The organism is Nitrincola salilacus, assembly GCF_046271865.1.
In the GTDB taxonomy this organism is placed as follows: domain Bacteria; phylum Pseudomonadota; class Gammaproteobacteria; order Pseudomonadales; family Balneatricaceae; genus Nitrincola; species Nitrincola salilacus.
Genome location: NZ_CP176580.1, coordinates 1,219,181 through 1,244,428, shown reverse-complemented (window position 1 = coordinate 1,244,428; position 25,248 = coordinate 1,219,181). Strand labels below are relative to the sequence as shown.

27 protein-coding genes and 1 tRNA gene are annotated in these 25,248 nt (G+C 52.3%); 11 read left to right on the top strand and 17 right to left on the bottom strand.

What is annotated here, in order from left to right:
• Positions 1–23 precede the first annotated feature (23 nt).
• From ACK3CJ_RS05815 to ACK3CJ_RS05780, 8 genes are all read left to right on the top strand, one after another.
• Positions 24–431 (top strand): DUF3429 domain-containing protein, encoded by a 408-nt coding sequence (locus tag ACK3CJ_RS05815; protein ID WP_409525492.1) that lies wholly within the window; start codon positions 24–26, stop codon positions 429–431.
• Between the two features lie 176 nt (positions 432–607).
• Positions 608–1,363 carry a DeoR/GlpR family DNA-binding transcription regulator gene (locus ACK3CJ_RS05810; RefSeq protein WP_409525491.1) on the top strand — a complete coding sequence of 252 codons (756 nt, stop codon included), beginning with the start codon at positions 608–610 and terminating at the stop codon, positions 1,361–1,363.
• A 10-nt stretch (positions 1,364–1,373) separates the two neighbouring features.
• Positions 1,374–2,435: an ABC transporter ATP-binding protein gene (locus ACK3CJ_RS05805; protein ID WP_409525490.1), complete on the top strand. Its 1,062-nt coding sequence runs from the start codon at positions 1,374–1,376 to the stop codon at positions 2,433–2,435.
• 18 nt (positions 2,436–2,453) lie between these two features.
• Complete coding sequence (locus tag ACK3CJ_RS05800) at positions 2,454–3,734, top strand: ABC transporter substrate-binding protein (RefSeq protein ID WP_409525489.1); 1,281 nt, start codon at positions 2,454–2,456, stop codon at positions 3,732–3,734.
• A gap of 96 nt (positions 3,735–3,830) precedes the next feature.
• Positions 3,831–4,703 (top strand): carbohydrate ABC transporter permease, encoded by an 873-nt coding sequence (locus tag ACK3CJ_RS05795; RefSeq protein ID WP_409525487.1) that lies wholly within the window; start codon positions 3,831–3,833, stop codon positions 4,701–4,703.
• A gap of 10 nt (positions 4,704–4,713) precedes the next feature.
• Positions 4,714–5,523, top strand: a complete 810-nt coding sequence (locus tag ACK3CJ_RS05790) for a carbohydrate ABC transporter permease (protein ID WP_409525486.1) — start codon at positions 4,714–4,716, stop codon at positions 5,521–5,523.
• A 2-nt stretch (positions 5,524–5,525) separates the two neighbouring features.
• The gene (locus tag ACK3CJ_RS05785; RefSeq protein WP_409525485.1) at positions 5,526–6,386 is read left to right on the top strand and encodes an endonuclease/exonuclease/phosphatase family protein; all 861 of its coding nucleotides are present in this window, start codon (positions 5,526–5,528) and stop codon (positions 6,384–6,386) included.
• The gene (locus tag ACK3CJ_RS05780) at positions 6,373–7,191 is read left to right on the top strand and encodes an HAD-IIB family hydrolase (protein ID WP_409525484.1); all 819 of its coding nucleotides are present in this window, start codon (positions 6,373–6,375) and stop codon (positions 7,189–7,191) included. Before ACK3CJ_RS05785 ends, ACK3CJ_RS05780 begins: the two co-directional genes overlap by 14 nt.
• An 8-nt stretch (positions 7,192–7,199) precedes the next feature.
• Here ACK3CJ_RS05780 and ACK3CJ_RS05775 read toward each other — a convergent pair whose 3' ends face one another.
• The 10 genes from ACK3CJ_RS05775 to thrS all read right to left on the bottom strand — a co-directional run bounded on the left by ACK3CJ_RS05775 (position 7,200) and on the right by thrS (position 16,486).
• A complete protein-coding gene (locus ACK3CJ_RS05775) occupies positions 7,200–8,441 on the bottom strand; it encodes an NAD(P)/FAD-dependent oxidoreductase (RefSeq protein WP_409525483.1) in 1,242 nt (413 codons plus the stop codon).
• Between the two features lie 415 nt (positions 8,442–8,856).
• Positions 8,857–8,933 (bottom strand) — tRNA-Pro (locus ACK3CJ_RS05770).
• Positions 8,934–9,146: 213 nt separating this feature from the next.
• Positions 9,147–9,509 carry a MerR family transcriptional regulator gene (locus tag ACK3CJ_RS05765; RefSeq protein ID WP_409525482.1) on the bottom strand — a complete coding sequence of 121 codons (363 nt, stop codon included), beginning with the start codon at positions 9,507–9,509 and terminating at the stop codon, positions 9,147–9,149.
• Entirely contained in the window at positions 9,481–9,792 is a 312-nt protein-coding gene (gene ihfA, locus ACK3CJ_RS05760; RefSeq protein WP_151704187.1) for an integration host factor subunit alpha, read from the bottom strand. The genes ACK3CJ_RS05765 and ihfA overlap by 29 nt, the downstream gene beginning before the upstream one ends.
• Positions 9,793–9,808: 16 nt before the next feature.
• Positions 9,809–12,187 carry a phenylalanine--tRNA ligase subunit beta gene (gene pheT / locus ACK3CJ_RS05755; RefSeq protein WP_409525480.1) on the bottom strand — a complete coding sequence of 793 codons (2,379 nt, stop codon included), beginning with the start codon at positions 12,185–12,187 and terminating at the stop codon, positions 9,809–9,811.
• A 51-nt stretch (positions 12,188–12,238) separates the two neighbouring features.
• Positions 12,239–13,222 (bottom strand): phenylalanine--tRNA ligase subunit alpha, encoded by a 984-nt coding sequence (pheS, locus tag ACK3CJ_RS05750; protein ID WP_409525478.1) that lies wholly within the window; start codon positions 13,220–13,222, stop codon positions 12,239–12,241.
• Between the two features lie 88 nt (positions 13,223–13,310).
• On the bottom strand, positions 13,311–13,667 hold the full coding sequence (rplT, locus tag ACK3CJ_RS05745; protein ID WP_151704184.1) for a 50S ribosomal protein L20: 357 nt from the start codon (positions 13,665–13,667) through the stop codon (positions 13,311–13,313).
• A 44-nt stretch (positions 13,668–13,711) separates the two neighbouring features.
• On the bottom strand, positions 13,712–13,906 hold the full coding sequence (rpmI, locus tag ACK3CJ_RS05740; protein ID WP_409525477.1) for a 50S ribosomal protein L35: 195 nt from the start codon (positions 13,904–13,906) through the stop codon (positions 13,712–13,714).
• Between the two features lie 105 nt (positions 13,907–14,011).
• The gene (gene infC / locus ACK3CJ_RS05735; protein ID WP_409526554.1) at positions 14,012–14,548 is read right to left on the bottom strand and encodes a translation initiation factor IF-3; all 537 of its coding nucleotides are present in this window, start codon (positions 14,546–14,548) and stop codon (positions 14,012–14,014) included.
• A 21-nt stretch (positions 14,549–14,569) separates the two neighbouring features.
• Positions 14,570–16,486 (bottom strand): threonine--tRNA ligase, encoded by a 1,917-nt coding sequence (thrS, locus tag ACK3CJ_RS05730; RefSeq protein WP_409525476.1) that lies wholly within the window; start codon positions 16,484–16,486, stop codon positions 14,570–14,572.
• A 284-nt stretch (positions 16,487–16,770) separates the two neighbouring features.
• Here thrS and ACK3CJ_RS05725 point away from each other — a divergent pair, with 284 nt between their 5' ends.
• Positions 16,771–17,364, top strand: a complete 594-nt coding sequence (locus tag ACK3CJ_RS05725; RefSeq protein ID WP_409525475.1) for a LysE family translocator — start codon at positions 16,771–16,773, stop codon at positions 17,362–17,364.
• Here the strand turns inward: ACK3CJ_RS05725 and ACK3CJ_RS05720 are convergent.
• From ACK3CJ_RS05720 to ACK3CJ_RS05705, 4 genes are all read right to left on the bottom strand, one after another.
• On the bottom strand, positions 17,326–18,183 hold the full coding sequence (locus ACK3CJ_RS05720) for a helix-turn-helix domain-containing protein (protein WP_409525474.1): 858 nt from the start codon (positions 18,181–18,183) through the stop codon (positions 17,326–17,328). The genes ACK3CJ_RS05725 and ACK3CJ_RS05720 overlap by 39 nt on opposite strands.
• A gap of 16 nt (positions 18,184–18,199) precedes the next feature.
• The gene (locus tag ACK3CJ_RS05715) at positions 18,200–18,463 is read right to left on the bottom strand and encodes a type II toxin-antitoxin system RelE family toxin (protein ID WP_409525473.1); all 264 of its coding nucleotides are present in this window, start codon (positions 18,461–18,463) and stop codon (positions 18,200–18,202) included.
• Complete coding sequence (locus ACK3CJ_RS05710) at positions 18,450–18,683, bottom strand: hypothetical protein (RefSeq protein WP_409525472.1); 234 nt, start codon at positions 18,681–18,683, stop codon at positions 18,450–18,452. Before ACK3CJ_RS05710 ends, ACK3CJ_RS05715 begins: the two co-directional genes overlap by 14 nt.
• A gap of 178 nt (positions 18,684–18,861) precedes the next feature.
• Positions 18,862–19,227, bottom strand: coding sequence for a hypothetical protein (locus tag ACK3CJ_RS05705; RefSeq protein ID WP_409525471.1), 366 nt, complete (start codon positions 19,225–19,227; stop codon positions 18,862–18,864).
• A 408-nt stretch (positions 19,228–19,635) separates the two neighbouring features.
• On the opposite strand from ACK3CJ_RS05705, the gene ACK3CJ_RS05700 reads away from it, so the two are divergent.
• The gene (locus ACK3CJ_RS05700; RefSeq protein WP_409525470.1) at positions 19,636–21,219 is read left to right on the top strand and encodes an ATP-binding protein; all 1,584 of its coding nucleotides are present in this window, start codon (positions 19,636–19,638) and stop codon (positions 21,217–21,219) included.
• Positions 21,220–21,221: 2 nt separating this feature from the next.
• A complete protein-coding gene (locus ACK3CJ_RS05695; RefSeq protein WP_409525469.1) occupies positions 21,222–21,914 on the top strand; it encodes a response regulator in 693 nt (230 codons plus the stop codon).
• 117 nt (positions 21,915–22,031) lie between these two features.
• Here the strand turns inward: ACK3CJ_RS05695 and ACK3CJ_RS05690 are convergent, their stop codons facing one another.
• From ACK3CJ_RS05690 to ACK3CJ_RS05680, 3 genes are all read right to left on the bottom strand, one after another.
• On the bottom strand, positions 22,032–23,510 hold the full coding sequence (locus ACK3CJ_RS05690; protein WP_409526553.1) for a tripartite tricarboxylate transporter permease: 1,479 nt from the start codon (positions 23,508–23,510) through the stop codon (positions 22,032–22,034).
• A 44-nt stretch (positions 23,511–23,554) separates the two neighbouring features.
• On the bottom strand, positions 23,555–24,031 hold the full coding sequence (locus ACK3CJ_RS05685; RefSeq protein WP_409525467.1) for a tripartite tricarboxylate transporter TctB family protein: 477 nt from the start codon (positions 24,029–24,031) through the stop codon (positions 23,555–23,557).
• A 95-nt stretch (positions 24,032–24,126) separates the two neighbouring features.
• The gene (locus ACK3CJ_RS05680) at positions 24,127–25,128 is read right to left on the bottom strand and encodes a Bug family tripartite tricarboxylate transporter substrate binding protein (RefSeq protein WP_409525466.1); all 1,002 of its coding nucleotides are present in this window, start codon (positions 25,126–25,128) and stop codon (positions 24,127–24,129) included.
• Between the last annotated feature and the right edge of the window lie 120 nt (positions 25,129–25,248).

Below are 25,248 nucleotides of genomic sequence, written 5' to 3'. Positions count from 1 at the left end.
CTGGCCGAGGACATAAACTTCACATGCCACTGATCCGGGCACTGAGCTATGCAGGCCTGATTCCGTTTGTCGGTATTGCCATCGCCACACATACAACCAATTTTATGGCTTACAGCGAAAGCCACAGGCTGTTCACACTATACAGCTGCCTGATACTTGGCTTTATGTCTGGTGTGCTCTGGCCCGTGCTGTTTAATGCAAAGAAGCCCTCCTGGATGGCGATTCTGGCTATCAGCTTTCCTGTTATCAGCTTCCTCAGCCTGGCGTTGCTGGAACATCTAGCCTTATTGATTCAAGCAGGCCTCTTTCTCGCCCTGAGGCTTTTCGAGTGGGCCTGTGGAATAGATAAACGCTATCCCAGGGGCTATCCTGCTCTGCGTTGGAAGCTGACTGCAGTCGTGTGTCTGACCCATATTGTTATGCTGATCTGACCGGTTTTTCTTACTACCACACCCTACTCGCCTGTCTCCCACCATTTTTACCTTAAATAAATCATCATATTAGTGTCATGGGGCCGTAATACCCGCTGCCTACACTCTCGTTCGAAACTTAAATTCGCCTCTAAAACAAAAGCGAAATCAAATTCAGGTTCGTTCGAAGGTGTCAGATGGTGTTATCTGAGCGTCAAACCAAAATTCTTGCCTGGCTTAAGCAGGCTGGGGGACATCTTTCCAGCCAAGAGCTGACAGACTCCTTCAATGTGTCGGTGCAAACGATTCGCAAGGATCTGAATGAGCTGAGCGATCAGGGGCTGGTACAAAGGGTGCATGGTGGTATCAGGCTCCCCTTCCACAATCGCAACTTGTCGTTTCAGAGTCGTCAGGTGATCAATCTGAATGCCAAGCGTGCCATCGGACAGAAAGTTGCAGATCTGCTACCTGAAGGTGCGACCATTTTCCTTGGAATCGGAACCACACCACAACAGGTCGCGCTGGCATTAGTGGACCACCCGGGGTTGCAGGTGATCACCAACAACCTGAATGCCGCAATGACACTGTGCCATAACCCCAATATTGAAACCTTGCTGACAGGCGGTCGAATCCGACCATCTGACCAGGATCTGATGGGTGAGGATGCGACCCACTTCTTGCGCCGCTTTCAGGTCAACTTCGGTATTTTCGGTATTGGGGGTATGAGTCCTCAGGGGGATCTGATGGATTTCTCTCCAGAGGAGTCTCACCTCTCCCGCGCCATTATCGAAAACAGTGATCAGCGCATCCTCGTAGCTGATAACAGCAAATATCTGCGTAAAGCACCCGTACGAACCGGCACCCTGGCGGATGTTGACCTGTTTGTCACTGACCAGATTACAACTCCGATTGCCACACTGTGCGAAGCAGCCAATGTTGAGTTACGTTATTGAGGAGTCACCGATGAGTCAGTTGGAAGTACACCAGCTTCGCAAGCAATGGGATGAAACCATTGCAGTGAAGGATATCAGTTTTGAAATAGCGCAGGGTGAGTTTGTTGCTCTGCTGGGCCCATCAGGATGCGGCAAATCGACCACGCTTAAAATGATTGCCGGTCTGGAGACTCCCTCATCCGGAACGATAATGCTGAATGGCCGTGACATCACCCACCTGCCACCCGGCAAACGCGGGCTTGCAATGGTGTTTCAATCCTACGCGCTTTTTCCACACCTCAGCGTGGCTGAGAATATCGTGTTTGGCCTCAAGGCACGTGGCATGGGTGCGCTTGAGCGAGATCAACGCTTAAAGCAGGTCACGACACTGGTCAACCTCAGGGATCAACTGGATAAGAAACCCTCCCAACTTTCCGGCGGACAGTGTCAGCGCGTTGCCTTGGCACGTGCCATCGTTGCTGAAGCGCCGCTTTGTCTGATGGATGAACCCCTGTCCAACCTGGATGCAAAGCTACGCAATGAGATGCGTGCAGAGTTGCGAGCCCTGCAACAGCGCCTGGAAATGACCGTGCTTTATGTTACGCATGATCAAGTGGAAGCTATGAGCATGGCGGATCGAATCATTCTGCTCAATCAGGGCGAAGTTGCACAGTGTGGTAACCCAAACCAACTGTATCAAACGCCGGAAACGACTTTCGCTGCCCGCTTCATCGGTAATCCACCGATGAACCTGCTGAATCAGACGGATCAGATTATCGGTGTCCGACCAGAACATATTCAACTGACTGACCAGGGCATCGCTGCTGACGTGATCCGCTGTGATTACCATGGTGCTGACACCATTATTGATGCGGCATTACCAGCAAGCGCAATGCAGACCATCAAACTGCGACTTCCCGGTCATCAGATTCTCCCCTCACAACAGCGCCTTCATCTGCAATGGGCTGTCGAGCATCAACACAGCTTCAGTCCAGCAGATGGTCGGCGGCTTCCGGGTACTACTCAAGCTGCACTATCAGAGCTCAAGCACAACAAAAGCAACATCGAAAAAACGTCGAATCAAACACTCTAATGCATAAGGAGTTACAACATGTTAAGCAGCACTAAACGTATGCTGGCCACGGGGCTGACCTCGCTGGCCATCGCGACTGCCGCTCAGGCTCAGACTGAGTTGACCATGTACTACCCCGTTTCAGTGGGCGGTCCCTTGACCGATGTGGTTGATGGCATGATCAGCAATTTTGAACAGCAACACCCGGATATCAAGGTCAATGCCATCTATGCAGGCAACTACAATGATACTCGCGTAAAGGCTCTTGCAGCGCTGAACAGTGGACAGCCGGCTCAGCTGTCTGTTCTCTTCTCTATTGATGTTCATGAGTTGATGGGAATCGATGCCATAGTGCCCTTTGATGATGTGGTCGAATCAGATGAGGAGCGCGAGTGGCTGAACAGTTTCTATCCGGCATTGATGGAAAATGGTGTCGTGGATGAGCAGGTCTGGGGCATCCCCTTCCAGCGCTCCACCATTGTGATGTATTACAACAAAGACGCGTTCCGTGATGCTGGTCTGGATCCTGAACAGCCACCACAAAGCTGGGATCAACTCGCTGAAATGGGGCAGAAACTGGTGAAAACAAGCTCCAATGGCGAGGTTGAGCGCTGGGGTGCGATGATCCCCTCTACCGGCTATCCCTACTGGATGTTCGGCGCTATAGCGATGCAGAACGATCAAGTACTGATGAACAGCGAAGGTAATGAAACCTATTTCAACAATCCCGGCGTAATTGAAGCACTGACTTACTGGCAGGATCTCAGTGGTAAATATGCTGTAATGCCACAAGGAATGATCGACTGGGGCACGCTGCGCCAGAACTTTCTGGAGCAGAAAACTGCCATTATGTGGCACTCAACCGGCAATCTGACTGCGGTAAAAGACAGCGCCGACTTTGATTTCGGCGTAGCCATGCTTCCAGCCAACAAGCGTTTCGGCTCACCTACTGGCGGTGGCAACTTCTACCTGTTCAAGGACGCCACAGATGAAGAGCGGCGAGCTGCACTGAAACTGGTACGCTTCATGACTGCGCCCGATCAGGCAGCGCATTGGAGTATCGCCACCGGCTACATGGGCGTCAGCCAGGCATCTTATGAAACCGAAGCGCTGCAAGAGTATGTGAAGACATTCCCACCTGCAGCAGTCGCACGTGATCAGTTGGCCTATGCCACTGCTGAGCTGTCAACACATGAGTCAGGGCGCATCCGCAAGCTTCTGGATGACGCTATCCAGTCTGTCCTGACAGGCCAGCAAAGCGCGCAAGACGCGCTGGATGCTGCTCAGAGTCAGGCTCAGCGCATACTGGCTCGCTATTGATCTCACGATTGTTCTCACTATAGATATCACGATTGTCTAAACTGGGTGGCCCTCTGAGGAGCCACCCGCTCTGCACCGTCTGAACAAGGTTGTAAAATGATCCGTCTCAATCAACTGTATGCTTGGCTGATGCTGCTTCCTGCACTACTGATGCTGCTGGCATTCACCCATATACCGGCTCTGACGACCCTGTGGCACTCATTGTTTTTTCCCGCGCGTGGCAAACATTCTTCCGAGTTTGCCGGGCTGGAAAACTACCGGATGCTGCTGGACGACGCCGTATTCTGGAAAACGTTATCCAACAATCTCTGGTACGCCATCGGTACCGTACCGACATCCATCGCTCTGGCGCTAGCCATGGCTCTCTGGGTGAACAGCAAGATCAAAGGCCGTGCTGCATTACGCTTGGCCTATTTTACGCCCACCATGCTACCGATGATTGCCGTCGCCAATATCTGGTTATTTTTCTATACCCCTGAGATCGGGCTGTTCAACAAGATGCTCGGTGGCATCGGGCTTTCAGGCATCAATTGGCTGGGTGATCCGAACTGGGCACTGTTTAGTCTGATGTTGATGACTATCTGGAAAGAAGCCGGTTTCTTCATGATATTTTATCTGGCTGCACTGCAAAGTCTTAACAAGGATATTTACGCAGCTGCCGCCATTGAAAACGCCAGTCCCTGGCATATCTTCCGGCGGATCACACTGCCACTGTTGATGCCAACCACGCTCTTTGTACTGGTCAATGCTGTGCTGAATGCCTTCAAGCTGGTGGATCATCTGTTCATCCTGACCAAAGGCGGGCCCAACAACGCCACCAACCTGATGCTCTACTACATCTATGAAAACGCTTTCGGTTTCTTCGACAGTAACTACGCTGCTGCATTGACCCTGGTACTGCTTCTGCTGCTGACCCTGTTGGCATTAGTGCAGTTTTTATTGATCGAACGACGTGTTCACTACCGTTGAGACACTTTATATGCAAAGGCTGACTCGAATCCTGTCATTCACCGCTGCCTGGACTCTCGGAATCCTGTGGATCTTTCCCCTGCTCTACGCTTTCTGGGCCGCGTTCCATCCGGCTGAATATGCCACCCGGTTTGATCTGCTTGCGCCTTTGACACTTGAACACTTTGTCACGGCCTGGCAGCAGGCTCCATTTATGCGCTACATGCTCAATACACTGATCATCACCGGGCTGATTCTGACCTTTCAGCTGATCCTCTGCACTCTGGCCGGTTATACGCTGGCCAGAATGCCATTCAAAGGGCGTAGTCTGGTGTTTGCACTGGTGCTGCTGCAGCTGATGATCGTGCCGGAAATACTAATCGTTGAGAACTACCGCACTCTGGCACGACTTGATCTGATCGATACCTGGATCGGGGTTGGCTTACCCTACATGGCCAGTGCTTTTGGTATTTTTCTGTTGCGTCAGATCTTTCGAACCGTGCCACAAGAACTTGAGGACGCAGCAAGGCTAGAAGGCTGCAGTTGGCTCGGTGTACTCTGGAAGGTTTATGTGCCACTGGCCAAACCCACCTATCTAGCCTATGGACTGGTCTCTGTCAGCCATCACTGGAACAACTTCCTCTGGCCTCTGGTAGTAACGAATACCACTAACAGTCGCCCTTTGACGGTAGGCATGGCAATTTTCGGCGCACCTGAATCCGGGGTAGACTGGCCGGTTATCTGCGCCGGAACCCTGATTGCTGTCGGCCCCTTGCTGATCGTGTTTCTGATCTTCCAGAGACGCTTCTTGCAATCATTCATGCATGCAGGACTCAAGTAATTATGAACTCACAATTACGCCTGTTAACCTGGAATATTCAGAGTGGTCGGGGCTGTGATGGCAAAATCTCACTGGATCGAACCATCGCCCATATTCAAGCTGGCGAACAACCAGATGTAATCTGCCTGCAAGAAGTAGCACGATACTTCAATGAGTATGTCTGCCCGACACAGCCCGACCAACTGGCTCTAATCTGTGCTGCCTTCAGTGATTACACCCCAATCTGGGGCCCTGCGCTCAGTTGGCCCGGAGCCGCACCCGATCAAAGATGTGAGTTCGGCAATCTCACACTGGTAAGACTGCCACTGCTGGATCAACGGATACACGTATTGCCGATACAAGGTGAGCTCACTTCGGCAAAGGACCTGCAGACACCACGCTCTGCAATCGAAACTGTCGTTGAATGGCATGGACCAATCCGTATTCTTAACACCCATCTGGCTTACCATGATGCGAATGAGCGTTTTGCCCAGTTGAACTACCTGCAGCACTACTGCCAAGCAAAGGAACAGCAGGCTACTCACACTGCACCCGTCGGACAGGGTATCTACAGTCAGCCGTTTGCAACCCGCGCCACACTCCTGTGTGGTGACCTGAATCTCGACAGTCGTAGCGAGCAATATCACTGGCTGGAGCATCATGGATGGCAGGACGCCTTTCGTCAATGCCACCCAAATCAGCCACATACCGCCACCTGCGGCATTCATGATCATGTTCAATGGCCTCAGGGTCCTCACTGTCGTGACTACATCTGGCTGCGTCAACTTGGTGCCACTCACCTGACGGTGGATACCCATACCGACCTGTCAGACCATCAACCTCTGCTTGTTACGCTGGAGCCATCCATCCATGAACCGGTTTGAAGCCGCACACTCTTTCACCAGTATGCCATCAGACTTGCCTGAACGACTGGAACAAAAAGTTCGATATCTATTTACCGATGTGGACGACACCCTGACCTGGCAAGGAAAACTGCCAAGCCAGACCTTGCAGGCACTTGAACAGCTGCAGGAGGCTAGTATTCAGGTGATACCGGTGACAGGGGCCTGCGCAGGCTGGTGCGACTGTATGGTGCGTACCTGGCCTGTAGCTGCTGTGATAGGTGAAAATGGCGCTTTCTGGATGCAAAAAAACGCACAGGGACACGTAGATACACACTACATGTTGGAAGAGTCGATACGCCGACAGCAGTATCAGAATCTGCTCGCGATTCAGCAGCAACTGCTAGAGCGGTATCCTTTTGCCCGAGCAACCGCTGACCAAGCCTATCGTGAAACCGATATCGCTCTGGATATACACCAGCAGCACCACAATACACCTGAAGAAGTTGAAATACTGCGAGGCGATCTGGTCGAAGCAGGGCTAAATGCACGCGTCAGTTCCATCCACATCAATGCCTGGCGAGGGGGTTATGACAAAGCCTCAACCACCTTCGCCTGGCTACGCACTCAGGGCATAGAGCACGAGCAATATTTGCAACAGAGCGCCTTTATCGGCGACTCCGCCAATGATGCCGCCATGTTTGACCAACTGACATTAACATTTGGTGTCGCGAACATCCGACACTGCCTGAATAAGCTATCCACACCGCCGCGTTATATCACACAGCACGAAGGTGGATTTGGCTTTGTCGAGGTTGCCTCTTTGCTGTTAAGTAGGAGCGGGTAGATAACAGATTAAAAGCGGTCAGCTCTGTAAGGCGTCATATCCACATCGGGCGCCTCACCATCGATCATCTGGCCGAGCAACTTACCGGTGATCGGTCCCATGGTGAAGCCTTGGTGGCCATGCCCGAATCCTAACCACAAGCCTGGTTGCCCTGGTGCAGGCCCTATTACCGGTTTCATATCCGGTGTGCAGGGACGGCCACCTTTCCAGGGCTCGGCATCAAGCCGCTCCCCCAGTGGAAACAGCTGACGAGCCACAGCTTCAGCAGCAGCCAGTTGCTGATAACGGGGTGAAGACTCCTGCCCGGATAACTCTGCACCAGTCGTCAGACGGATTCCTGCACGCATCGGTGCCAGCAGATAACCCACCTCTGCGTCCATGACCCAGTGATTCAGCTTCGCTGCGTCACTGGTGCTGTAATGCATGTGATAACCGCGTTTGACAAACAGTGGCACGGAGAGCCTCTGTGTCGCCAGCCAGTGAGCAGACCAGGGCCCCATCGCCAGTACAACCAGCTCAGCCGACAGAGACTCACTATCAGTGTTCACCTGCCACTGCTGTCCCTGACGTGATAACCCCTTTAGTGTGGCTTGCACAAAACGTCCACCGCGCGCGACAAAGCCCTCAGCGTAGGTAGCTACCAGCGCGCCCGGATCAACCACAGTCCAAGGCTGCGTCCAGTGGATAGCCCCGGCAAGCCCGTGTGTGAAGTTTGGCTCGGCTGCAGCCAGCTCGGTGCTATTGAGCACACGGTACTCCACCCCATAGTGATCGCGATCGCCCTCTGCCCGTCGGCACTCGGCATCCATCGCCTTGGCCGTTCTGAATATCTCGAAATAGCCCTCCTTACGAATCAGATCCTCCGCCTGAGCCTGCTGGATCATCGATGCATGCTCATCCAGCGAACGGGCGATCAGTGCCGCATATTCAGGTACAATCCGCGCATAACGCGACGGCGATGAGTTCATCCAGTAACGAAAAAGCGGCCCGGCTGCTTGAAGCATACCACCTGGCCGGTATCGGATATCCACCTGACGATTAGGCAACACCCTCAATAACGTGGCAAGATCACGCGGAAAAGGATAGGGACGAACCGCTTCACGCTGGATGATCCCGGCATTACCGAAAGAGGTCTCACGCCCAGGCATCTGACGATCCACCAGCGTGACACTATAGCCTCTCTCCTGCAGATGCCATGCCGCTGATACGCCAACCATACCGGCACCTAGAACAATCACTTCACGCGACATTTACTTTACTCCGTTTATCAAAAAAACCGCCGCAAGGGACATTGCTACAACACTTGGCCATTGCATTTTATTGATGATGAATCCGTTGCCAGTAGGATAGCAGTCGAACTGTCAGAAAGTCAGGGCGCATGGTCAAGCGGTGAAGAAGTTCTGGTGAAAAATCGGAGAAACAGATGGACCATTCCGTCAGGTGTTGCTGACCAACTATGCCATGTGGATACATGGATGGGTCCGGACTTCCTCAAAATTAAGGATGAGGTGCCGAAGAGATACGATCAGATCCCAGCCAGGCACTGGGGCCTATACATTCAGTGGTATCAATTGAGCAAAGAGGATCGTGAAAAATACAGAGTTGGATAAATCAGGCGAAAATACAGAGTCACTATTTTAAGCTATTGAAAGATATGATAAAAATTGGTCGGGACGGCAGGATTTGAACCTGCGACCCCTTGCACCCCATGCAAGTGCGCTACCAGGCTGCGCTACGCCCCGACTGTCTCCGAGAAGATTGCTTTCTCAAGAGAGCCGAAATATTACATTAACTGATTGAGTCTGTGAAGCTTTCTGTGATGTTTTTTGAAAATACTCTGCCTGATCAACTTCATGACTCAGAACAGACATGGCAAGAGGAGTGATTTCATTCAGCCAAGCCAATGAAGACAAAGCTCTGAAACACAAAACCCCGGCTAGCCGGGGTTTGTCATATTATTTTGCTGCCTTGAGCACTTTGAGAAGATCTTCTAGCTCATTGATGGTCTGACGAATCAACTGACGGTAGCGAGCTGAATCATCACCGGCATTATCACCACTGAGCCATTGTCTTGCTCCTGTGATGGTAAAGCCCTGTTCATAGAGCAAGCCTCTGATCTGCCTGATCAGCAACAGATCATTGCGCTGATAATAGCGACGGTTGTTGCGCTTCACAGGCTTGATCTGATCAAACTCCTGCTCCCAGTACCGCAATACATGCGGCTTCAGGTCACAGAGTTTGGACGCTTCACCGATCGTGAAGTAGCGTTTACCGGGGATCGGCTCCAGATCAGGACTCTTCACTCCGGTTTCCGACATAGCTATCGACTCGCTCCTTCAATTTCTGCCCTGGCCTGAACGTAACCACCCGTCGTGCAGAGATCGGCACCTCTTCGCCGGTTTTGGGATTCCGACCCGGACGCTGACGCTTGTCACGCAGGTCAAAATTCCCAAACCCCGAGAGTTTGACTTGCTCGTTTGACGCCAGACAGTGGCGAATCTCATCAAAGAAAGATTCCACCATTTCTTTTGCTTCACGCTTATTCAGACCAAGTTCTTCAAACAAACGCTCGGCCATTTCCGCTTTAGTCAAAGAGCTCATGACAATCACCCTGTCTTTATTCTCTTAACGATGCACCACAATGAGTCGTCAGTGCCGAAACAACCTCACTGACAGCGTTGTTTATTTCTTCATCATTAAGAGTGCGTGAAGGATGCTGCCAGGTCAAGCCCAAAGCAAGACTTTTTCTACCCTGTTCAATACCTTGGCCCTGATATAAGTCAAATAACGTGACCTGGGTCAGGTATTCCCCTGCCGATTCCAGCACCACTTCACGAATCGCATCGAAGCTGATTTTCTGATCAACCAGCAACGACAGATCACGACGTGACTCAGGAAAACGTGACAAAGGTGCGAAACGGGGCAGCTTACCACCTGCCACAGCTGCCAATGACAATTCAAACAGATACACTGGCCCGTTGAGCTCCAGCTTGCTCAACAACTGCGGATGGATCGCACCGAGATAACCAATAACCTGACCATCGCGTTCGATACGCGCCGTCTGACCCGGATGGAGTGCAGGATGCTGACCCGCCACAAAGGTGAAGGACTCAGCACTGCCACCCAGTTTCAGCAGGCTCTCAACATCGCCTTTGGCATCAAAGAAGTCGATCTTGTCCTTGCTACCCGTCCAACCTTCAGGATCACGCAGCCCGGTCACAACACCGGCAATCACATCTTCCTGCAACAGACCATCTGCCAACTGAAGGAAACGCTGCCCACTTTCGAACATGCGCACACGTGACTGCTGACGATTCTGGTTGTAGGCAACTGCCTTGACCAGACCCGGCCAGAGCGTTGTGCGCATCACGGCCATTTCAGCAGAGATAGGGTTAGCCAGAGCCAGGGGTTTATGCACAGGATCAAACAGCTCAGACAAACCCGGCTCAATAAAGCTGTAAGTGATCGCTTCCTGATAGCCACGGCTGATCAAATGGCGACGCAGTGTCTTGATATTGACCCGTGCTTCCTCTATCGGAGGCAACGGTAACTGTGCAATCGGTGTACGTACCGGCAGGTTGTCATAACCGTAGACGCGTGCGATCTCTTCGATCAGATCCACCTCAAGGGTGATATCGAAACGATAGCTGGGCACCTTCACGGTCCACTCGCGCTCACCAGTCAGCGCCAGCTGCATGCCCAAGCGCGTCAGGATGCCCTCAATCTCTGAGGTTGGCAGCTCAATCGCCAGCAGTGACGTGATACGATCATGACGCAGGCGCACCTGTGGCACTGCGGGTAGATCCGCTTCGCTGACGGCCTCGATCACAGGGCCCGGCTCACCACCAACGATATCCAGCAGCAGTGCCGTGGCACGCTCAATCGCCCTGCGCTGCTGCTGCCAGTCGACACCACGCTCAAAGCGATGGGAGGAGTCGGTATGCAAACCATAATGACGTGCCCTGCCGACAATCGACAACTGCTGGAAGAAGGCACTCTCCAGGAAAATATCCACCGTGGAGTCAGTCACGCTGGTCGGTTCTCCACCCATGATACCGGCCATTGCCACCGCACCGTTGCCATCCGCAATCACCAGCGTTTCGGCAGTCAGTTTAACTTCCTGACCGTCGAGCAGCCGCAGTGATTCACCTTCCCCAGCCAAGCGTACTCGAATCCCACCTTCAAGCTTGCCCAGATCAAAGGCATGCATCGGCTGACCCAGCTCCAGCAGGACGTAGTTGGTAACATCTACAACCGGATCGATACTGCGAACACCTGAACGACGCAGCTTTTCCTGCATCCACAGAGGTGTGCTGACGCCCTGACGGATATTGCGGATCACGCGACCAATATAGCGCGGGCAAGCTTGTGGTGCCTGAAGTTCGATCGAAAAGCGATCATCAATCATCGGTGCCACGGCGGGTACTTCAACATCCTTGACCGGAACGCGGTTCAGCACACCCACTTCGCGTGCCATACCGGTGATGCTCAGGCAGTCGCCACGGTTCGGTGTCAGATCTACGTCGATCAGATGATCATTCAGATCCAGGTACTCACGCAGATCCTTACCGACAGGTGCAGTGTCCGGCAGCTCCATGATACCGCCATGATCATCCGACAGGCCCAGCTCATCCTCGGCACAGAGCATGCCGAAAGACTCAACCTGACGCAGCTTGGCGCGTTTGATTCTGAAATCACCCGGCAGCTCTGCCCCGACTCGCGCATAAGCAGTTTTCAGACCGGCACGGGCATTCGGAGCCCCACATACCACCTGATGTTCGGCTTCACCATCACTGACGGTACACACCTGCAGTTTATCGGCATTGGGGTGAGGTTCCGCCGTGAGAATTTCGGCGACCACAACACCACTGAATTTTCCGGCGACCGCTTCAACATCGTCTACTTCGAGTCCGGCCAGACTGAGCTGATCGGCCAGCGCCTGGGTGCCTATTTCAGGCTGAACCAGTTCACGTAACCACTGTTCACTGAATTTCATGCTGTTGTCCTAAAAACTTGATTGATCGGCAAATGGCTGATGTTGGTCGGCTTAACGAAACTGCCCGAGAAAACGCAGATCGTTTTCAAAGAACAGACGCAGATCGTTAACGCCATAGCGGAGCATCGCCAGACGCTCAACGCCCATGCCAAAAGCAAAGCCGGTGTACTCTTCGGGATCGATACCCGAGTATTCAAATACTTTCGGATGCACCATGCCGCACCCCAGGACTTCCAGCCAGCGGCCATCACCACGATCGATATCGACTTCGATCGATGGCTCCGTGAAGGGGAAGTAAGAGGGACGAAAACGCACCTTCACATCCTCTTCAAAAAACTCACGCAAAAACTCTTCCAGCGTGCCTTTAAGATCGGCAAAACTGATATTCTTGTCGACCAGCAGCCCTTCTACCTGATGAAACATGGGCGAGTGAGTCTGGTCATAGTCGCAGCGATAAACACGGCCCGGACAGATGATCCGGATCGGAGGCTGCTTGGTTTCCATCGTGCGCACCTGAACCGGTGAGGTATGGGTACGCAGCAGTGTGTGGGCATCAAAATAAAAGGTGTCGTGCATCGCACGTGCCGGATGATGGGCCGGAATATTCAGCGCTTCGAAGTTGTGGTAATCATCCTCCACCTCGGGCCCTTCAGCGATGCTGAAGCCGATGCTGGAGAAGAACTCCTCAATACGCTCCAGGGTGCGCGTGACGGGGTGCAGTCCACCCAGTTGCTGCCCACGACCCGGTAAAGTGACATCTACCTGCTCTGATGCAAGCTTGCTCGACAGTGCGTCTGCCTCAAGTTGTTCACGGCGGGCATTAAGCTCCAGCTGCAGCGCATCTTTCGCTTCATTGATTCTGGCACCGGCAGCGGGCCGCTCTTCGGCCGAGAGTTGTCCGAGCCCTTTGAGCAGCTGTGTCAGCTCCCCCTTCTTGCCCAGGTACTGAACGCGTACATCATCCAGTGCTTTTACACTGTCTGTATTTGCAACCGCCTGCTTGCCCTGTCTCAGGAGGTTTTCAAGATTTTCCATCTCCGGCTCCAAACAAAAAAATAGGGGAAGAGCTTGCACCCTTCCCCTATCTGATTCAATCAATTACCTACCAATAGGCGGGTGTGACTCAAGCAAGTGCAGCTTTGGCTTTTTCTACCACTGCTGCAAACGTAGCCTGCTGATGAACAGCCAGGTCAGCCAGTACTTTACGGTCGATTTCAATGTTGGCTTTTTTCAGGCCAGCAATGAAACGGCTGTAAGACAAGCCATTGATACGGGCTGCAGCGTTGATACGTGCAATCCAGAGCGCGCGGAACTGACGTTTACGTTGGCGACGGTCGCGATACGCATACTGACCAGCTTTGATAACCGCTTGCTTGGCTACACGGAATACACGACTGCGTGCACCATAATAACCTTTGGCCTGTTTCAGAATCTTCTTATGGCGACGACGCGCCACAACACCACGTTTTACGCGAGGCATAGCATTACCTTCCTAAATTAATCTCAATTCTTGAACAACATGTCTTACAGAGTTGGCAGCATACGCTTGACCAGTTTCACATCAGAATCGTGAACCTGCATCATTGGGCGCAGTTGACGCTTACGCTTAGTAGACTTCTTGGTCAGAATGTGACTCTTAAAGGACTGCTTGTGCTTGATGCCATTGGCAGTTTTCTTGAAACGCTTTGCCGCACCGCGGACACTTTTAATCTTAGGCATAACTTTCTCCACGCATTCGTTTAGTTGTAAGCCACACGAAGCATAAAAAGACCCTTGTGCCAGAAACCAAAGTTTCAGGCGCGAGAGTCTTTCATGTCTGCATGACTATTTCTTTTTCGGGGCGATCACCATGATCATCTGACGACCTTCCATCTTCGGATGCTGTTCTACAGTGCCAAAATCAACGAGATCTGCTTCGATCCGTTTGAGCAACTGCATACCCAGCTCCTGATGTGCCATCTCGCGACCACGGAACCTCAAGGTTATTTTGGCCTTGTCCCCGCTTTCCAGGAAACGTATCAGGTTGCGCAGTTTCACCTGATAATCCCCATCTTCCGTCCCGGGACGGAATTTCACTTCCTTGACCTGCATCTGAGTCTGTTTTTTCTTAGCCTCATTTGCTTTCTTCTTCAGTTCATACTGATGCTTACCATAATCCATCACTTTACAAACGATGGGATCGGCATCAGAGATCTGAACCAGATCAAGTTCGGCCGCCTGAGCTATCTCAAGCGCCTCTTCAATCGTTACTACACCAACCTGTGCACCATCGGCGCCAATCAATCGGCATTCGGTTGCACGGATATTCTCGTTGATTGGCGGTAGTGCTGCACGACCACCGCGTTTAGTTTCACGCCTGATAGTTGTATCTCCTGAGAGTTTTTATTCGCTGCGTCCTTTGCGTTCGACATCTGCCTTGAGTCTGGCTATCAGTTCGTCAACCTTAAGGACACCGAGATCTTCGCCTGTGCGAGTGCGCACAGCAACAGATCCAGATTCTACTTCTTTGTCACCCACTACCAGCAGGTAGGGGACTTTCTGTAAAGTGTGCTCGCGGATTTTAAAGCCGATCTTCTCGTTTCTCAAGTCCAGATGAGCACGGAAACCGACTTCTTCCAGTTTTTCTGCCACTTTTTCACAGAAACCGGCCTGCTTATCGGTAATATTCAGAACAGCAACCTGTACAGGTGCCAACCAGGTCGGCAATGCGCCGGCATAGTTTTCAATCAGAATACCGATGAAGCGCTCGAAGGAGCCCAGAATGGCACGATGCAGCATGACGGGAACTTCACGATCACCTGCTTCATTGACAAACTGCGCACCCAGACGACCGGGCATCGAAAAATCGACCTGTATAGTACCACACTGCCACACACGACCGAGACAATCTTTTAAAGAAAATTCGATCTTGGGCCCGTAAAAAGCACCTTCACCCGGCAACAGCTCCCATTCCAGCTTTGCTGCATCCAGCGCTTCGCTCAGCGCTGCCTCAGCTTTATCCCAGCTTTCATCCGAGCCGACACGCTTTTCTGGACGCGTGGAGAGTTTGTACAGTATTTCGGTAAAACCGAAATCGGCATACACTTCATGCAGGAAGTTGATAAACGACGCGACCTCAGCCTGAATATCTTTTTCTGAACAGAAGATATGCGCATCATCCTGCACAAAGCCACGCACACGCATCAGACCATGCAACGCACCGGATGGCTCATTGCGATGACAGGAACCGAATTCAGCCAGACGCAACGGCAGATCGCGATAAGAGCGCAAACCCTGATTGAACACCTGCACATGGCAAGGGCAGTTCATCGGTTTGATCGCATAATCGCGGTGTTCGGAGTGAGTGGTAAACATCTCCTCATGGAACTTGTCCCAATGACCGGACTTCTCCCACAGAGCACGCTCAACCACCTGCGGTGTCTTGATCTCCTGATAGTCATGGCGGCGCAGTTTGGTACGCATGTACTGCTCGATCTGCTGATACAGAATCCAACCGTTGGGATGCCAGAACACCATGCCCGGTGCTTCTTCCTGCATATGGAACAGGTGCAGTGTCTTGCCCAGCTTACGGTGATCGCGCTTCTCGGCCTCTTCCAGACGGAACAGGTACTCTTTGAGATCTTTTTTATCGCCCCAGGCAGTGCCATAGATACGCTGCAGCATCTCGTTTTTGGAGTCGCCACGCCAGTATGCACCCGCCACCTTCATCAGTTTGAAGGCTTTGATATGGCCGGTTGCCGGCACATGTGGGCCACGGCACAGATCGATGAAATCCCCCTGACGGTAGAAGGACAGATCCTCATTACCGGGAATATCATTGATGATCTCAACCTTGTAATTCTCACCCATATCCTCGAACAGCGCGATCGCTTCATCGCGGCTCATCACAGATCGGGACACTGCCAGATTCTGCTTTGACAGCTCATTCATCTTCGCTTCGATCTTACTCAGATCTTCGGGCGTGAATGGGCGTTCGTAGGCAAAATCATAAAAAAAGCCATTTTCGATAACAGGACCGATCGTCACCTGCGCGCCGGGGAAAAGCTCCTGAACGGCCATCGCCATCAAGTGTGCGCAGGAGTGACGGATAACATCCACCCCCTCTTCATCCCGAGCGGTGATGATGGACAGCTGCACATCCTCGGTGATGGTGTAACTGGTGTCCACCAGCGTGCCATTGACCTTACCGGCCAGAGCGGCTTTAGCCAACCCGGTGCCAATATCAGCAGCAACATCATGAACAGTCACGGAATTTTCGAAGCTGCGAGAGCTTCCGTCGGGCAGAGTAATAACGGGCATATCGAGTCCTTATCTTAGTGGTGGCCCCTACGTCAGGCCACATAAGCAAATAAATGCTGGAAATAAAAAAGCCGTACAAACCAGGTACGGCATGAGCGGAATAATACCCAATCAACGCTGCAAATACCAGCCGAAGCCAGCCATTACCGACTACAAAACATTCATGAATAGACTCATTTTCAGCAGATTATTATCGCTGATCAGCTCTACCTCAATTTTGTTCAATACCGCGATTCATCGCTGCTGCACACTTGGGCCACATCCAACAAACAATGAGAATCCACATGTCCCTTTCGTTGATTTTACCCATGTCGGCCTTTGCCCTTGCCGCATCCATCTCCCCCGGCCCTGTTAATCTGGTGTGCCTGAGCAGCGGCACGCGATACCCGCTCTCGCAAGGGCTGATCTTTGTGACTGGTGCGACCCTGGGGTTTATCGCCCTGTTCATAACCATCGGCCTGGGGCTTTACTCAGTGCTGACTGTCGTGCCGGGATTCAATGAGATTCTGCGTTGGGGCGGGGTCATATTTCTGCTCTATCTGAGTGTTCAGCTGTTCCGTGATGACGGCCGCCTGCCAGAGGGAGAAACCCGCAATCCACCGGGCTTTATGACCGGCGCCATCATGCAGTGGCTCAACCCCAAGGCCTGGCTCGCCTCTGCCTCAGGCATCGGAGCTTACACCAGCGCTGACAATCTGGAGCAGATCATCATCTTTGCTGCGCTGTATCTACCAATCTGCTGGTTGTCGCTGAGCTGCTGGGTATACGCTGGTGCTTTCCTGCGTCGGTTTATTCACCAACCGATCGTGCTGGTTTCCATTAACAGAGTCCTGGCGGTGTTACTTGCTGCCAGTTGTGTGTATCTGCTGATTGATTAAAGAATGTCGGTACTGATTCGGTGTGGCGGCCAGCAGTCGTTTGAAGGTGCGCTGGAAGTGGGGCTGATCGGCAAAACCGGCATCCAGCGCCGCTTCGGCGATCGGTTTGCCGCCTTTCAGCTCCTGCTGCCCCAACTGAATGCGACAGTTGATCAAATACGCATGTGGCGTGATGCCGAAATACTGTTTGAAAGCGCGGATCAGATGACCGGGGCTGTACCCGGATCGCTCACAAAGCGCGTCCAAGGATAACTCCTCGGTGGCATGATTTTTCAGATAGGCTGCCAGTGCCTGCAGTTTATCCGCAGTTTTTGGAAGCGGCTCCGCCGGCTGATCTGCCAACTCACACATCAAGGCAGTCAGATATTCAACTACAACCGACTGCTTATCCAACAACTCCCGCTCCGGATCCATCAGGCACGCTGCCATCCGACAATAACCTTCGTACCACTTAGGATCAAAGATGGTTGCCGTCGCAATATCCTGCCAGCATCGCGCATCCAGCAAGCCCACCTCATAGCGCAAATCAGTCAACCATGTGGTATCGACATACAGCATCAGATAGGCCCAGCGCTTGTTATCGATAGGGTTGCAGGCATGAATCCAGTGAGGGTTCATCATCACCAGCGTCCCGGTACAGATCTTGAACTGATCATTACGGTAGAGAAAGGTGCTGACCCCCTCTGTGATGGCACCCAAAGACCACTGAGTATGGCTGTGCGGTGCATAACGAACCTTACGCCCGTCCTCAACCAGCCGCAGCTCCACATGGGGCATGCGATCATCGCGCCAGAACATTGGTTTACCGAGGTTACTCATGATCCGCTGCCGTTAGTCAGTTGCTTTTATAAATACTTGAACGATGCCCGACTTTGATGACGCTCACTACAAGTTCAGCATCTCTGATCTCATAGACAACTCGATACAAACCTTGCCGGACTCTATACTTATCATCGCCCGTTAACTTGATGCAACCATCTGCTCTTGGATCATCAGCTAAGGCCTCAATCCTTGAAAGAATCTTTTTCACATCATGGTTCGGTATGCTTCGAAGATCCTTGGCAACCGACTTTTTGAAAATGATCTTATATTTTGCCATGAGCCTTCAAATCATTGATCAAGGCTTCATAGCTCATTTCGGGTTCACCTCTTCGCTCAGCGATAGCTTCGAGATCTTGCTGATCTTCGGAAATCAGTAACCTGACCGCTTCATCAATGATTTCAGATACTGAAACATGCGAAGATGCCGCCTTCATCTTTAAAGCCTGATGAATAGCTGGTTCGAAATAAACCGTCGATCTTTTGGACAAGGTTGCCATGTCACTACTCCACTACCAAATACATACCATCATTATAGCGTTATAACGCCTTAACGCTATAACATTGTATCTGAAGGGTAGCGCTCAATCTCAAAACCCCTTGGTGTAGTGGCTTACCAACAAACGACCACCAAAGCTCTGATTTAACTCTTCGAACAATGATTTCAACAACCATGAACTATGAATCTTGGCCTAAAATTTGAAAAGCAACAAATGCGGCTGCTGATCTGGCGTCATGACTAAATAAAGGATGACTGCGAGGATCGTCGATAAAATGAGTCACCCCTTTGGCCAGAAGTACTCGCGTCTCTCGATACGGCATATTGTTGGTCCAATTTACAACAGCAGTTAACCATGCATCCTCAGCTGAAATTGGCGAAATTTTCATCAAATTTGATGCGTATGCTGCAACTTGGCCATTATCACCAGTATCTATATTGGTTATATCAAACCAAATCCCAGCCACATGAGCGAACTTTGCCCTTTCCTTAAACCATCCAAACATTTTGAGCACCTCGCTCACATTGATTGATTCTTCCTTCACGGTTAGACCTGCTTAGCAGATACTAGAAACTCAACGCTTAGCCCACCAGAAATTGGCTTGCCCGGTGAATAGTTTTCCGGTTCAGCTATCATATGCTGAGCCCACACTATTTCTGGATCAAGTGAGATTCACCCACATAGTCGTTTTAAGTATTCATGCTACTACTCAGCGTAGCTCAAACTCCTTTTTCGTGAGACACCGTTAACTAATGAATAACGCTCCATCATAGCAAAAGGGGAACACCCTTTTACCAAATTAAAGTTAGCCAACCCGACCCCGCAGCGCAACTGATTCACAACTTTAACTGGTAGCGCCATGTGGTTCCCTTCCAACACCACATGGGTTATGCCCTGCCAGCAGATGCGCTAAACTGTGCGTTATCTAATCACAACAATAACATGCCACATCATGCCTCAACTCAAGATCAGCACTCGCCTTATTCTGTTCATCTCCCTTCTGGTTCTGCTGCAGACGCTGGTCACCGGCGGTTTTGCCACGCGCTATCTGAATGATTCGCTGCAGGAGCAGATGGGGATTCGGGCCCTGCATCTGGCGACAACGATTGCACAGATCCCGATGGTGCGTGAGGCAGTGGCCAATCGTGACAGCGCCCCACTGAATCAATTTGTGGCTGAGCTGATGCAGATCAGCGATGTCGCTTTTGTGTCGATCGGGGATCATCAGGGGATACGTCTGGCGCACCCTGTGCCTGATCGAATCGGTAAGCCGATGCAGGGAGATGATAACGAAATGGCGCTGGTGTATGGCCAGCGCTATGTGTCTGAAGCCGTGGGTAGTCTGGGACCGTCAATCCGGGGCAAGACACCTGTATTCGGGGATGAGGGTGAGATCATCGGTGTGGTGTCGGTCGGCTATCTGACTGACAGTGTCCGCGATACGGTGGCCAGTTATCGCAATGTGCTGCTGAGTGTATCCACGCTGATCCTGTTGATCTCAATCCTCGCAGCCATCTGGATCGCCCGGCGCTTCAAAGCTGCGATCTATGGTCTGGAGCCACATCAGATTGCACGCCTGTTTGAGGAGCGCAATGCCACACTGGAATCGGTCCGTGAGGGGATCATCGCCGTGAATGCCGATGGAGTGATCACCATCATGAACCGGGCTGCTCTTGTCATCCTTGGCTTACCACCCGACCAGTCTCAGATTGGCCGCCAGGTGCGTGATGTGTTGCCCGAGAGCCGCCTGGTGGAGTTGCTGGTATCGGGTGAACCGGAGTATGACCGTCCGATTATCCGCAACGGGGAGGAACTGGTCGCCAACCGTATTCCGATCCGCAATGGCGATCAAATCATCGGAGCGGTATCCAGTTTCAGGCGCAAGAATGAGATCGACCTGATCAGCCAACAACTGACGCAGGTGCGCCAATATGCTGAAACACTGCGCAGTCAGACGCATGAGTATATGAACAAACTGCACACTATTTCTGGCCTGATCCAGATAGGCGCCAGTGATAAAGCACTGGAGATGATCGGCCAGGAGACACAGGAGCAACAGAGCCTGATTCAGTTCCTGACCCGCAGCGTTGCCGAGCCGGTATTGCTCGGTTGCATTCTGGGCAAGTATAACCGCGCTCAGGAGCTTGGGTTGCACCTCGAGATCGATCCCGAGAGTCATATGGAAGCCCTGCCGGGACATATCGTGCCGGAGCAACTGGTGACAATCATAGGCAATCTGCTCGATAACGCCTTTGATGCCAATCTGGAGAGCGGCCACAAGCAGGTTTCGCTGTCGATGACAGATCTCGGGCAGGATCTGGTGTTCGAGGTGGAGGACCAGGGCCCCGGCATTGCGGTCAGTGATCGCAGCCGGATCTTTGAGCGAGGCTACAGCAGCAAGGCTGAGCACAACCGCGGCATCGGACTGCAACTGGTCAGCGACACTGTCACTCGTCTCCGGGGGGAGATCACCGTCAGTGCTGGTGATGACTGCGGCACCCGTTTTACTGTTTATCTACCGAGGGAGTTAGGTTAAAGATGACACAGATACGTATCGTGATTGCGGAGGACGACCCGCAGATTGCCGAGATCCAGCACCGTTTCGTTAGCCGAATTCCCTTCTGCGAGGTGGTTGGTATCGCGCACTCCACACAGGATGCCGAGGAGATGGTCGAAGTGCTCAAGCCTCAGCTTCTGCTGCTGGATATCCAGTTCCCGCTCGGCAACGGTCTGGAACTGCTGCGTGCGCTGCGCAGCCAGCAAAGCGCGGTGGATGTCATCCTGATCACCGCAGCCAAAGAGGTGGATACGCTGACCGAAGCGCTGCGTTATGGCGTGTTCGATTACATTCTTAAGCCATTGGTGTTTGATCGTCTGGAAAAAACTCTGGAGGCCTACCGCCAGCATCTGGACAAGTTGCAACGCTTGCAATCACTGGATCAGCGTACGGTAGACGGGTTGATGCCCCGCAGCCATGGCGGTGGCAGTGATTCAACCCCTACCCTGCCGAAAGGGATCGATGGGCTGACGCTGGATAAGACCCGACACGTATTTCAGGCAGAACCGGGTAGTTCATTGAGTGCAGAACAGGCAGGTGAACAGGTCGGTACCAGCCGCACGACGGCACGGCGCTATCTGGAGTATCTGGTTACGATCGGTGAGCTGGAGGCGGATGTGGCCTATGGATCGGTAGGACGCCCGGAACGGCGCTATCGCCTGAAAAAAAGTTAGCTGGCAACTGCTCCTGCGTTGCCAGCATACAGCCCATCCCTGGGCATAAAAAAAAGCCTGCAGCAAGGCGCCACAGGCTATCAAAAAAGATAAAGATGATCTTGAGCTGAAAGCCGATTATGCGGTGGCAGTCCGTGCTTTCAGATAGAGCTTTTTCAGGCTCGGCGCGGTCAGCGACAACAAGGCAATAACCAACAACCACAGGGAGATGGGTTTATCGGTAAAGATAGACCAGTCACCACCCGAGATCTGCAGCGCACGGCGCATGGATTCTTCCATCAATGCGCCCAGTATCAGACCCAGAATCATCGGTGCAGCCGGGAAGCCATACAGACGCATCGCCAGACCGATCAGACCGAATACCAGCAACATCACCAGATCAAAGATGTTGAAGTTCATGCCATAGACACCCACCATACAGAAGATCAGGATCATCGACAGCAGCAACGGCCGTGGGGCATCCAGAATCTTCGCGATCAGCGGAATAAACGGCAGGTTCAGCGCCAGCAGGAAGATGTTGCCGATATACATACTGGCGATCACTCCCCAGAACACATCCGGGCGCGTCTCCATCATCATCGGGCCAGGCGTGACGCCCATCACCAGCAGTGCACCCAGCAGTACCGCCGTGGTGCCGGAGCCAGGTACACCCAGGGTCAGCAGCGGTACGAAGGAGCCGCCGCAGGCAGCATTATTGGCAGCCTCAGGGGCAGCAACACCCTTGATATTACCTTTACCAAAGGTGTCACCATCTTTGGCGAGACGCTTTTCCATACTGTAGCCGAGGAAGGAGCCGATTGTTGCGCCAGCCCCTGGCAACACACCGATAAAGAAACCCAGCACTGAGCTACGCCCGATCGGCCCGGCAATCTCTTTCACTTCTGATCTGCTGAGCTTGAGTGAGCCGATCGCCTTGCGCTTCTTGCCTTTATTGTCATCGCCACGCAACAGCATCACGAACACTTCGGCCAGTGCGAACACACCCAGCGCCACCACCAGGAAGTCGATACCATCCAGCATATTGAGTGAGTTGAAAGTGTAACGCTCGGTACCTGTCTGCAGGTCGATACCGACAATCGATACCATCATGCCAAACACCGCCGCAATCAGCCCCTTGGCCAATGATTTATCAGACAGGCTGACCACGGCGGTCAAGCCGAGAATCATCAGGGCAAAATACTCCGGCGGGCCAAAGCTGACCGCCACCATCGACAGCAGCGGCGCAATCAGCATCAAGCCGATAACCGAGATCGTGCCACCGACAAAGGACGCATAGGCCGCAATCGCCAGCGCTTTACCCGCCTTCCCTTGGCGCGCCATAGGATAGCCATCAAACGAGGTGGCGACCGTACCGGCAACGCCCGGAGCATTGAGCAGTATGGACGATGTCGAGCCGCCAAAGATAGCACCATAGTATACACCCGCCATCAGGATCAGGCCGGAGGCCGGGTCCATGCTGAAGGTGATCGGAATCATCAGTGCCAGGGCAGAGATCGGCCCCAGACCCGGCAGCATGCCGATGATGGTGCCGGCAAACACGCCGATGAATACGTAGAAGAGATTTGTCGGATCCAGCGCAATGCTGAAGCCATACATGAGACTGCTGAATGATTCAAACACAACTGACTCTCCGCATTAAATCAGAACGGCAGGATACCGGGAGGAAGATGTACACCCACGGCCCGCGTCATTACAAAATAGAGCGAGAGTACGATACCCAGAGTCGTGGCCAGATTAACCAGCCAGGCTCGGTAACCGTAATAGGTCGCCAGTAGAAACATCAACAAAGACGATGCAAGAACAAAACCCAGAGGCTCGATTAAAAAGGCATACGCCAGAACCCCTACGGATGTCACCACGACTTGCATATATGGACTGGTAAAACTGAAACCAATATGACTGGTTTCTTCCACCTCAACACCCTTTTCTCCGGTTTTTTCCAGAAAAAGAAAGACTGACAGAATCAGAATGGCGGCACCAAGCGCTTTGGGGAACGCATCTGAATCAACCGGGCGCGGAATTGGGAAAGTCGGAATCTGGAAGGCCATCCATAAATAGACTATTGAGAAGAGTCCAAGAATGATTGCCAGCACTTGATTATGATTTATACGAGTCATAGTACCACCAGATGAGTAAGCTTAATGAAAACCAGGACCGACAGACAGACGAATGACCTGCCGACCCTGACTCCATAACCTCTGACTCTATAACTTTAGTTAGCGAGCAGACCGAGGTCTTTCAGTACCGTACTGAACAGCGTGTACTGCTCATCCAGGAACTTGCCAAACTCTTCGCTGTTCTGATAAGCGTCGTACCAGCCCAGGCGATCACGTGACTGTTTCCAGTTATCAGTTTCCTGCATGCGGGCAAGGAGATCCTGATAATAGGTCACTGCTTCAGCCGACATGTCTTTAGGGCCCATCACACCACGCCAGATATCGAAGGTGTAATCAACGCCTTGCTCAACAAACGTTGGTACATCAGCAACAGGACCTGGAATACGCTCAGAAGAAGAAACAGCCAGCGCACGCAACATACCGTCTTCCAGTTGAGCAGAGGACTCACCTGCACCTGAAATACCGGCAGCGATATGTCCACCACGCAGGTTGGTCATCACCTCACCACCGCCAGAGAAGGCGATGTAGTTAACACTTGAGGCATCAAGACCGGCTGCACCGGCTGCACCGGCAATTGCGATGTGATCCATGGAGCCAGCAGCAGAACCACCACCGATACTCATGGATGGATCCTTTTTCATGGCATCAAACAGATCATTGATATTCTGATAAGGTGAATCAGCTCGCACCAGTACGATAGAGTAATCGGTGATCAGTCGTGCAATGGGCGTGAAATCATTGTGATCAAAGCGTGAACGGCCAGACAGCGGTACCAGGATGATTGGTGGACTGGTGGCAAACAATTTGTGATCATTCTTCTCATCACGGCCGATCTGGGCCCAGGCAACCGATCCGCCACCACCGGGAATATTAATAGCAGCAAAATTGACCGGCGCCAGCTCTTCAGCACGGATAGAGTTGGAAACGGTACGCACAAGCGTATCCCAACCACCACCTGGATTAGCAGGAGCAATAAATTCAACTGGCTTAGAAGGTTCCCAATCCGCGAGGACGGCTGAGGAGAAGCCGACAGCGGCAATGGAAAGAGTGAGAGCTGCCGCAGCGGAACGCAGCGACCAGGTTTTTCTTGGCAACATTGAGGTGTTCTCCGTTTATTCACTTTATTATAGGAACACCTGTACTATAGTCAGCTGCTTGGGTACATGAGAAGTTTAAGCGCATAATGGGTTAAAAAGAGTATTTAATTCATTAAGTTC

Coding starts and splice junctions, on each gene's coding strand:
- ACK3CJ_RS05815 (WP_409525492.1), top strand. CDS start 24: ATGCCACTGATCCGGGCACTGAGCTATGCAGGCCTGATTCCGTTTGTC.
- ACK3CJ_RS05810 (WP_409525491.1), top strand. CDS start 608: ATGGTGTTATCTGAGCGTCAAACCAAAATTCTTGCCTGGCTTAAGCAG.
- ACK3CJ_RS05805 (WP_409525490.1), top strand. CDS start 1,374: ATGAGTCAGTTGGAAGTACACCAGCTTCGCAAGCAATGGGATGAAACC.
- ACK3CJ_RS05800 (WP_409525489.1), top strand. CDS start 2,454: ATGTTAAGCAGCACTAAACGTATGCTGGCCACGGGGCTGACCTCGCTG.
- ACK3CJ_RS05795 (WP_409525487.1), top strand. CDS start 3,831: ATGATCCGTCTCAATCAACTGTATGCTTGGCTGATGCTGCTTCCTGCA.
- ACK3CJ_RS05790 (WP_409525486.1), top strand. CDS start 4,714: ATGCAAAGGCTGACTCGAATCCTGTCATTCACCGCTGCCTGGACTCTC.
- ACK3CJ_RS05785 (WP_409525485.1), top strand. CDS start 5,526: ATGAACTCACAATTACGCCTGTTAACCTGGAATATTCAGAGTGGTCGG.
- ACK3CJ_RS05780 (WP_409525484.1), top strand. CDS start 6,373: ATGAACCGGTTTGAAGCCGCACACTCTTTCACCAGTATGCCATCAGAC.
- ACK3CJ_RS05775 (WP_409525483.1), bottom strand. CDS start 8,441: ATGTCGCGTGAAGTGATTGTTCTAGGTGCCGGTATGGTTGGCGTATCA.
- ACK3CJ_RS05765 (WP_409525482.1), bottom strand. CDS start 9,509: ATGTCGGAAACCGGAGTGAAGAGTCCTGATCTGGAGCCGATCCCCGGT.
- ihfA (WP_151704187.1), bottom strand. CDS start 9,792: ATGAGCTCTTTGACTAAAGCGGAAATGGCCGAGCGTTTGTTTGAAGAA.
- pheT (WP_409525480.1), bottom strand. CDS start 12,187: ATGAAATTCAGTGAACAGTGGTTACGTGAACTGGTTCAGCCTGAAATA.
- pheS (WP_409525478.1), bottom strand. CDS start 13,222: ATGGAAAATCTTGAAAACCTCCTGAGACAGGGCAAGCAGGCGGTTGCA.
- rplT (WP_151704184.1), bottom strand. CDS start 13,667: ATGCCTCGCGTAAAACGTGGTGTTGTGGCGCGTCGTCGCCATAAGAAG.
- rpmI (WP_409525477.1), bottom strand. CDS start 13,906: ATGCCTAAGATTAAAAGTGTCCGCGGTGCGGCAAAGCGTTTCAAGAAA.
- thrS (WP_409525476.1), bottom strand. CDS start 16,486: ATGCCCGTTATTACTCTGCCCGACGGAAGCTCTCGCAGCTTCGAAAAT.
- ACK3CJ_RS05725 (WP_409525475.1), top strand. CDS start 16,771: ATGTCCCTTTCGTTGATTTTACCCATGTCGGCCTTTGCCCTTGCCGCA.
- ACK3CJ_RS05720 (WP_409525474.1), bottom strand. CDS start 18,183: ATGAGTAACCTCGGTAAACCAATGTTCTGGCGCGATGATCGCATGCCC.
- ACK3CJ_RS05715 (WP_409525473.1), bottom strand. CDS start 18,463: ATGGCAAAATATAAGATCATTTTCAAAAAGTCGGTTGCCAAGGATCTT.
- ACK3CJ_RS05710 (WP_409525472.1), bottom strand. CDS start 18,683: ATGGCAACCTTGTCCAAAAGATCGACGGTTTATTTCGAACCAGCTATT.
- ACK3CJ_RS05700 (WP_409525470.1), top strand. CDS start 19,636: ATGCCTCAACTCAAGATCAGCACTCGCCTTATTCTGTTCATCTCCCTT.
- ACK3CJ_RS05695 (WP_409525469.1), top strand. CDS start 21,222: ATGACACAGATACGTATCGTGATTGCGGAGGACGACCCGCAGATTGCC.
- ACK3CJ_RS05690 (WP_409526553.1), bottom strand. CDS start 23,510: ATGTATGGCTTCAGCATTGCGCTGGATCCGACAAATCTCTTCTACGTA.
- ACK3CJ_RS05685 (WP_409525467.1), bottom strand. CDS start 24,031: ATGACTCGTATAAATCATAATCAAGTGCTGGCAATCATTCTTGGACTC.
- ACK3CJ_RS05680 (WP_409525466.1), bottom strand. CDS start 25,128: ATGTTGCCAAGAAAAACCTGGTCGCTGCGTTCCGCTGCGGCAGCTCTC.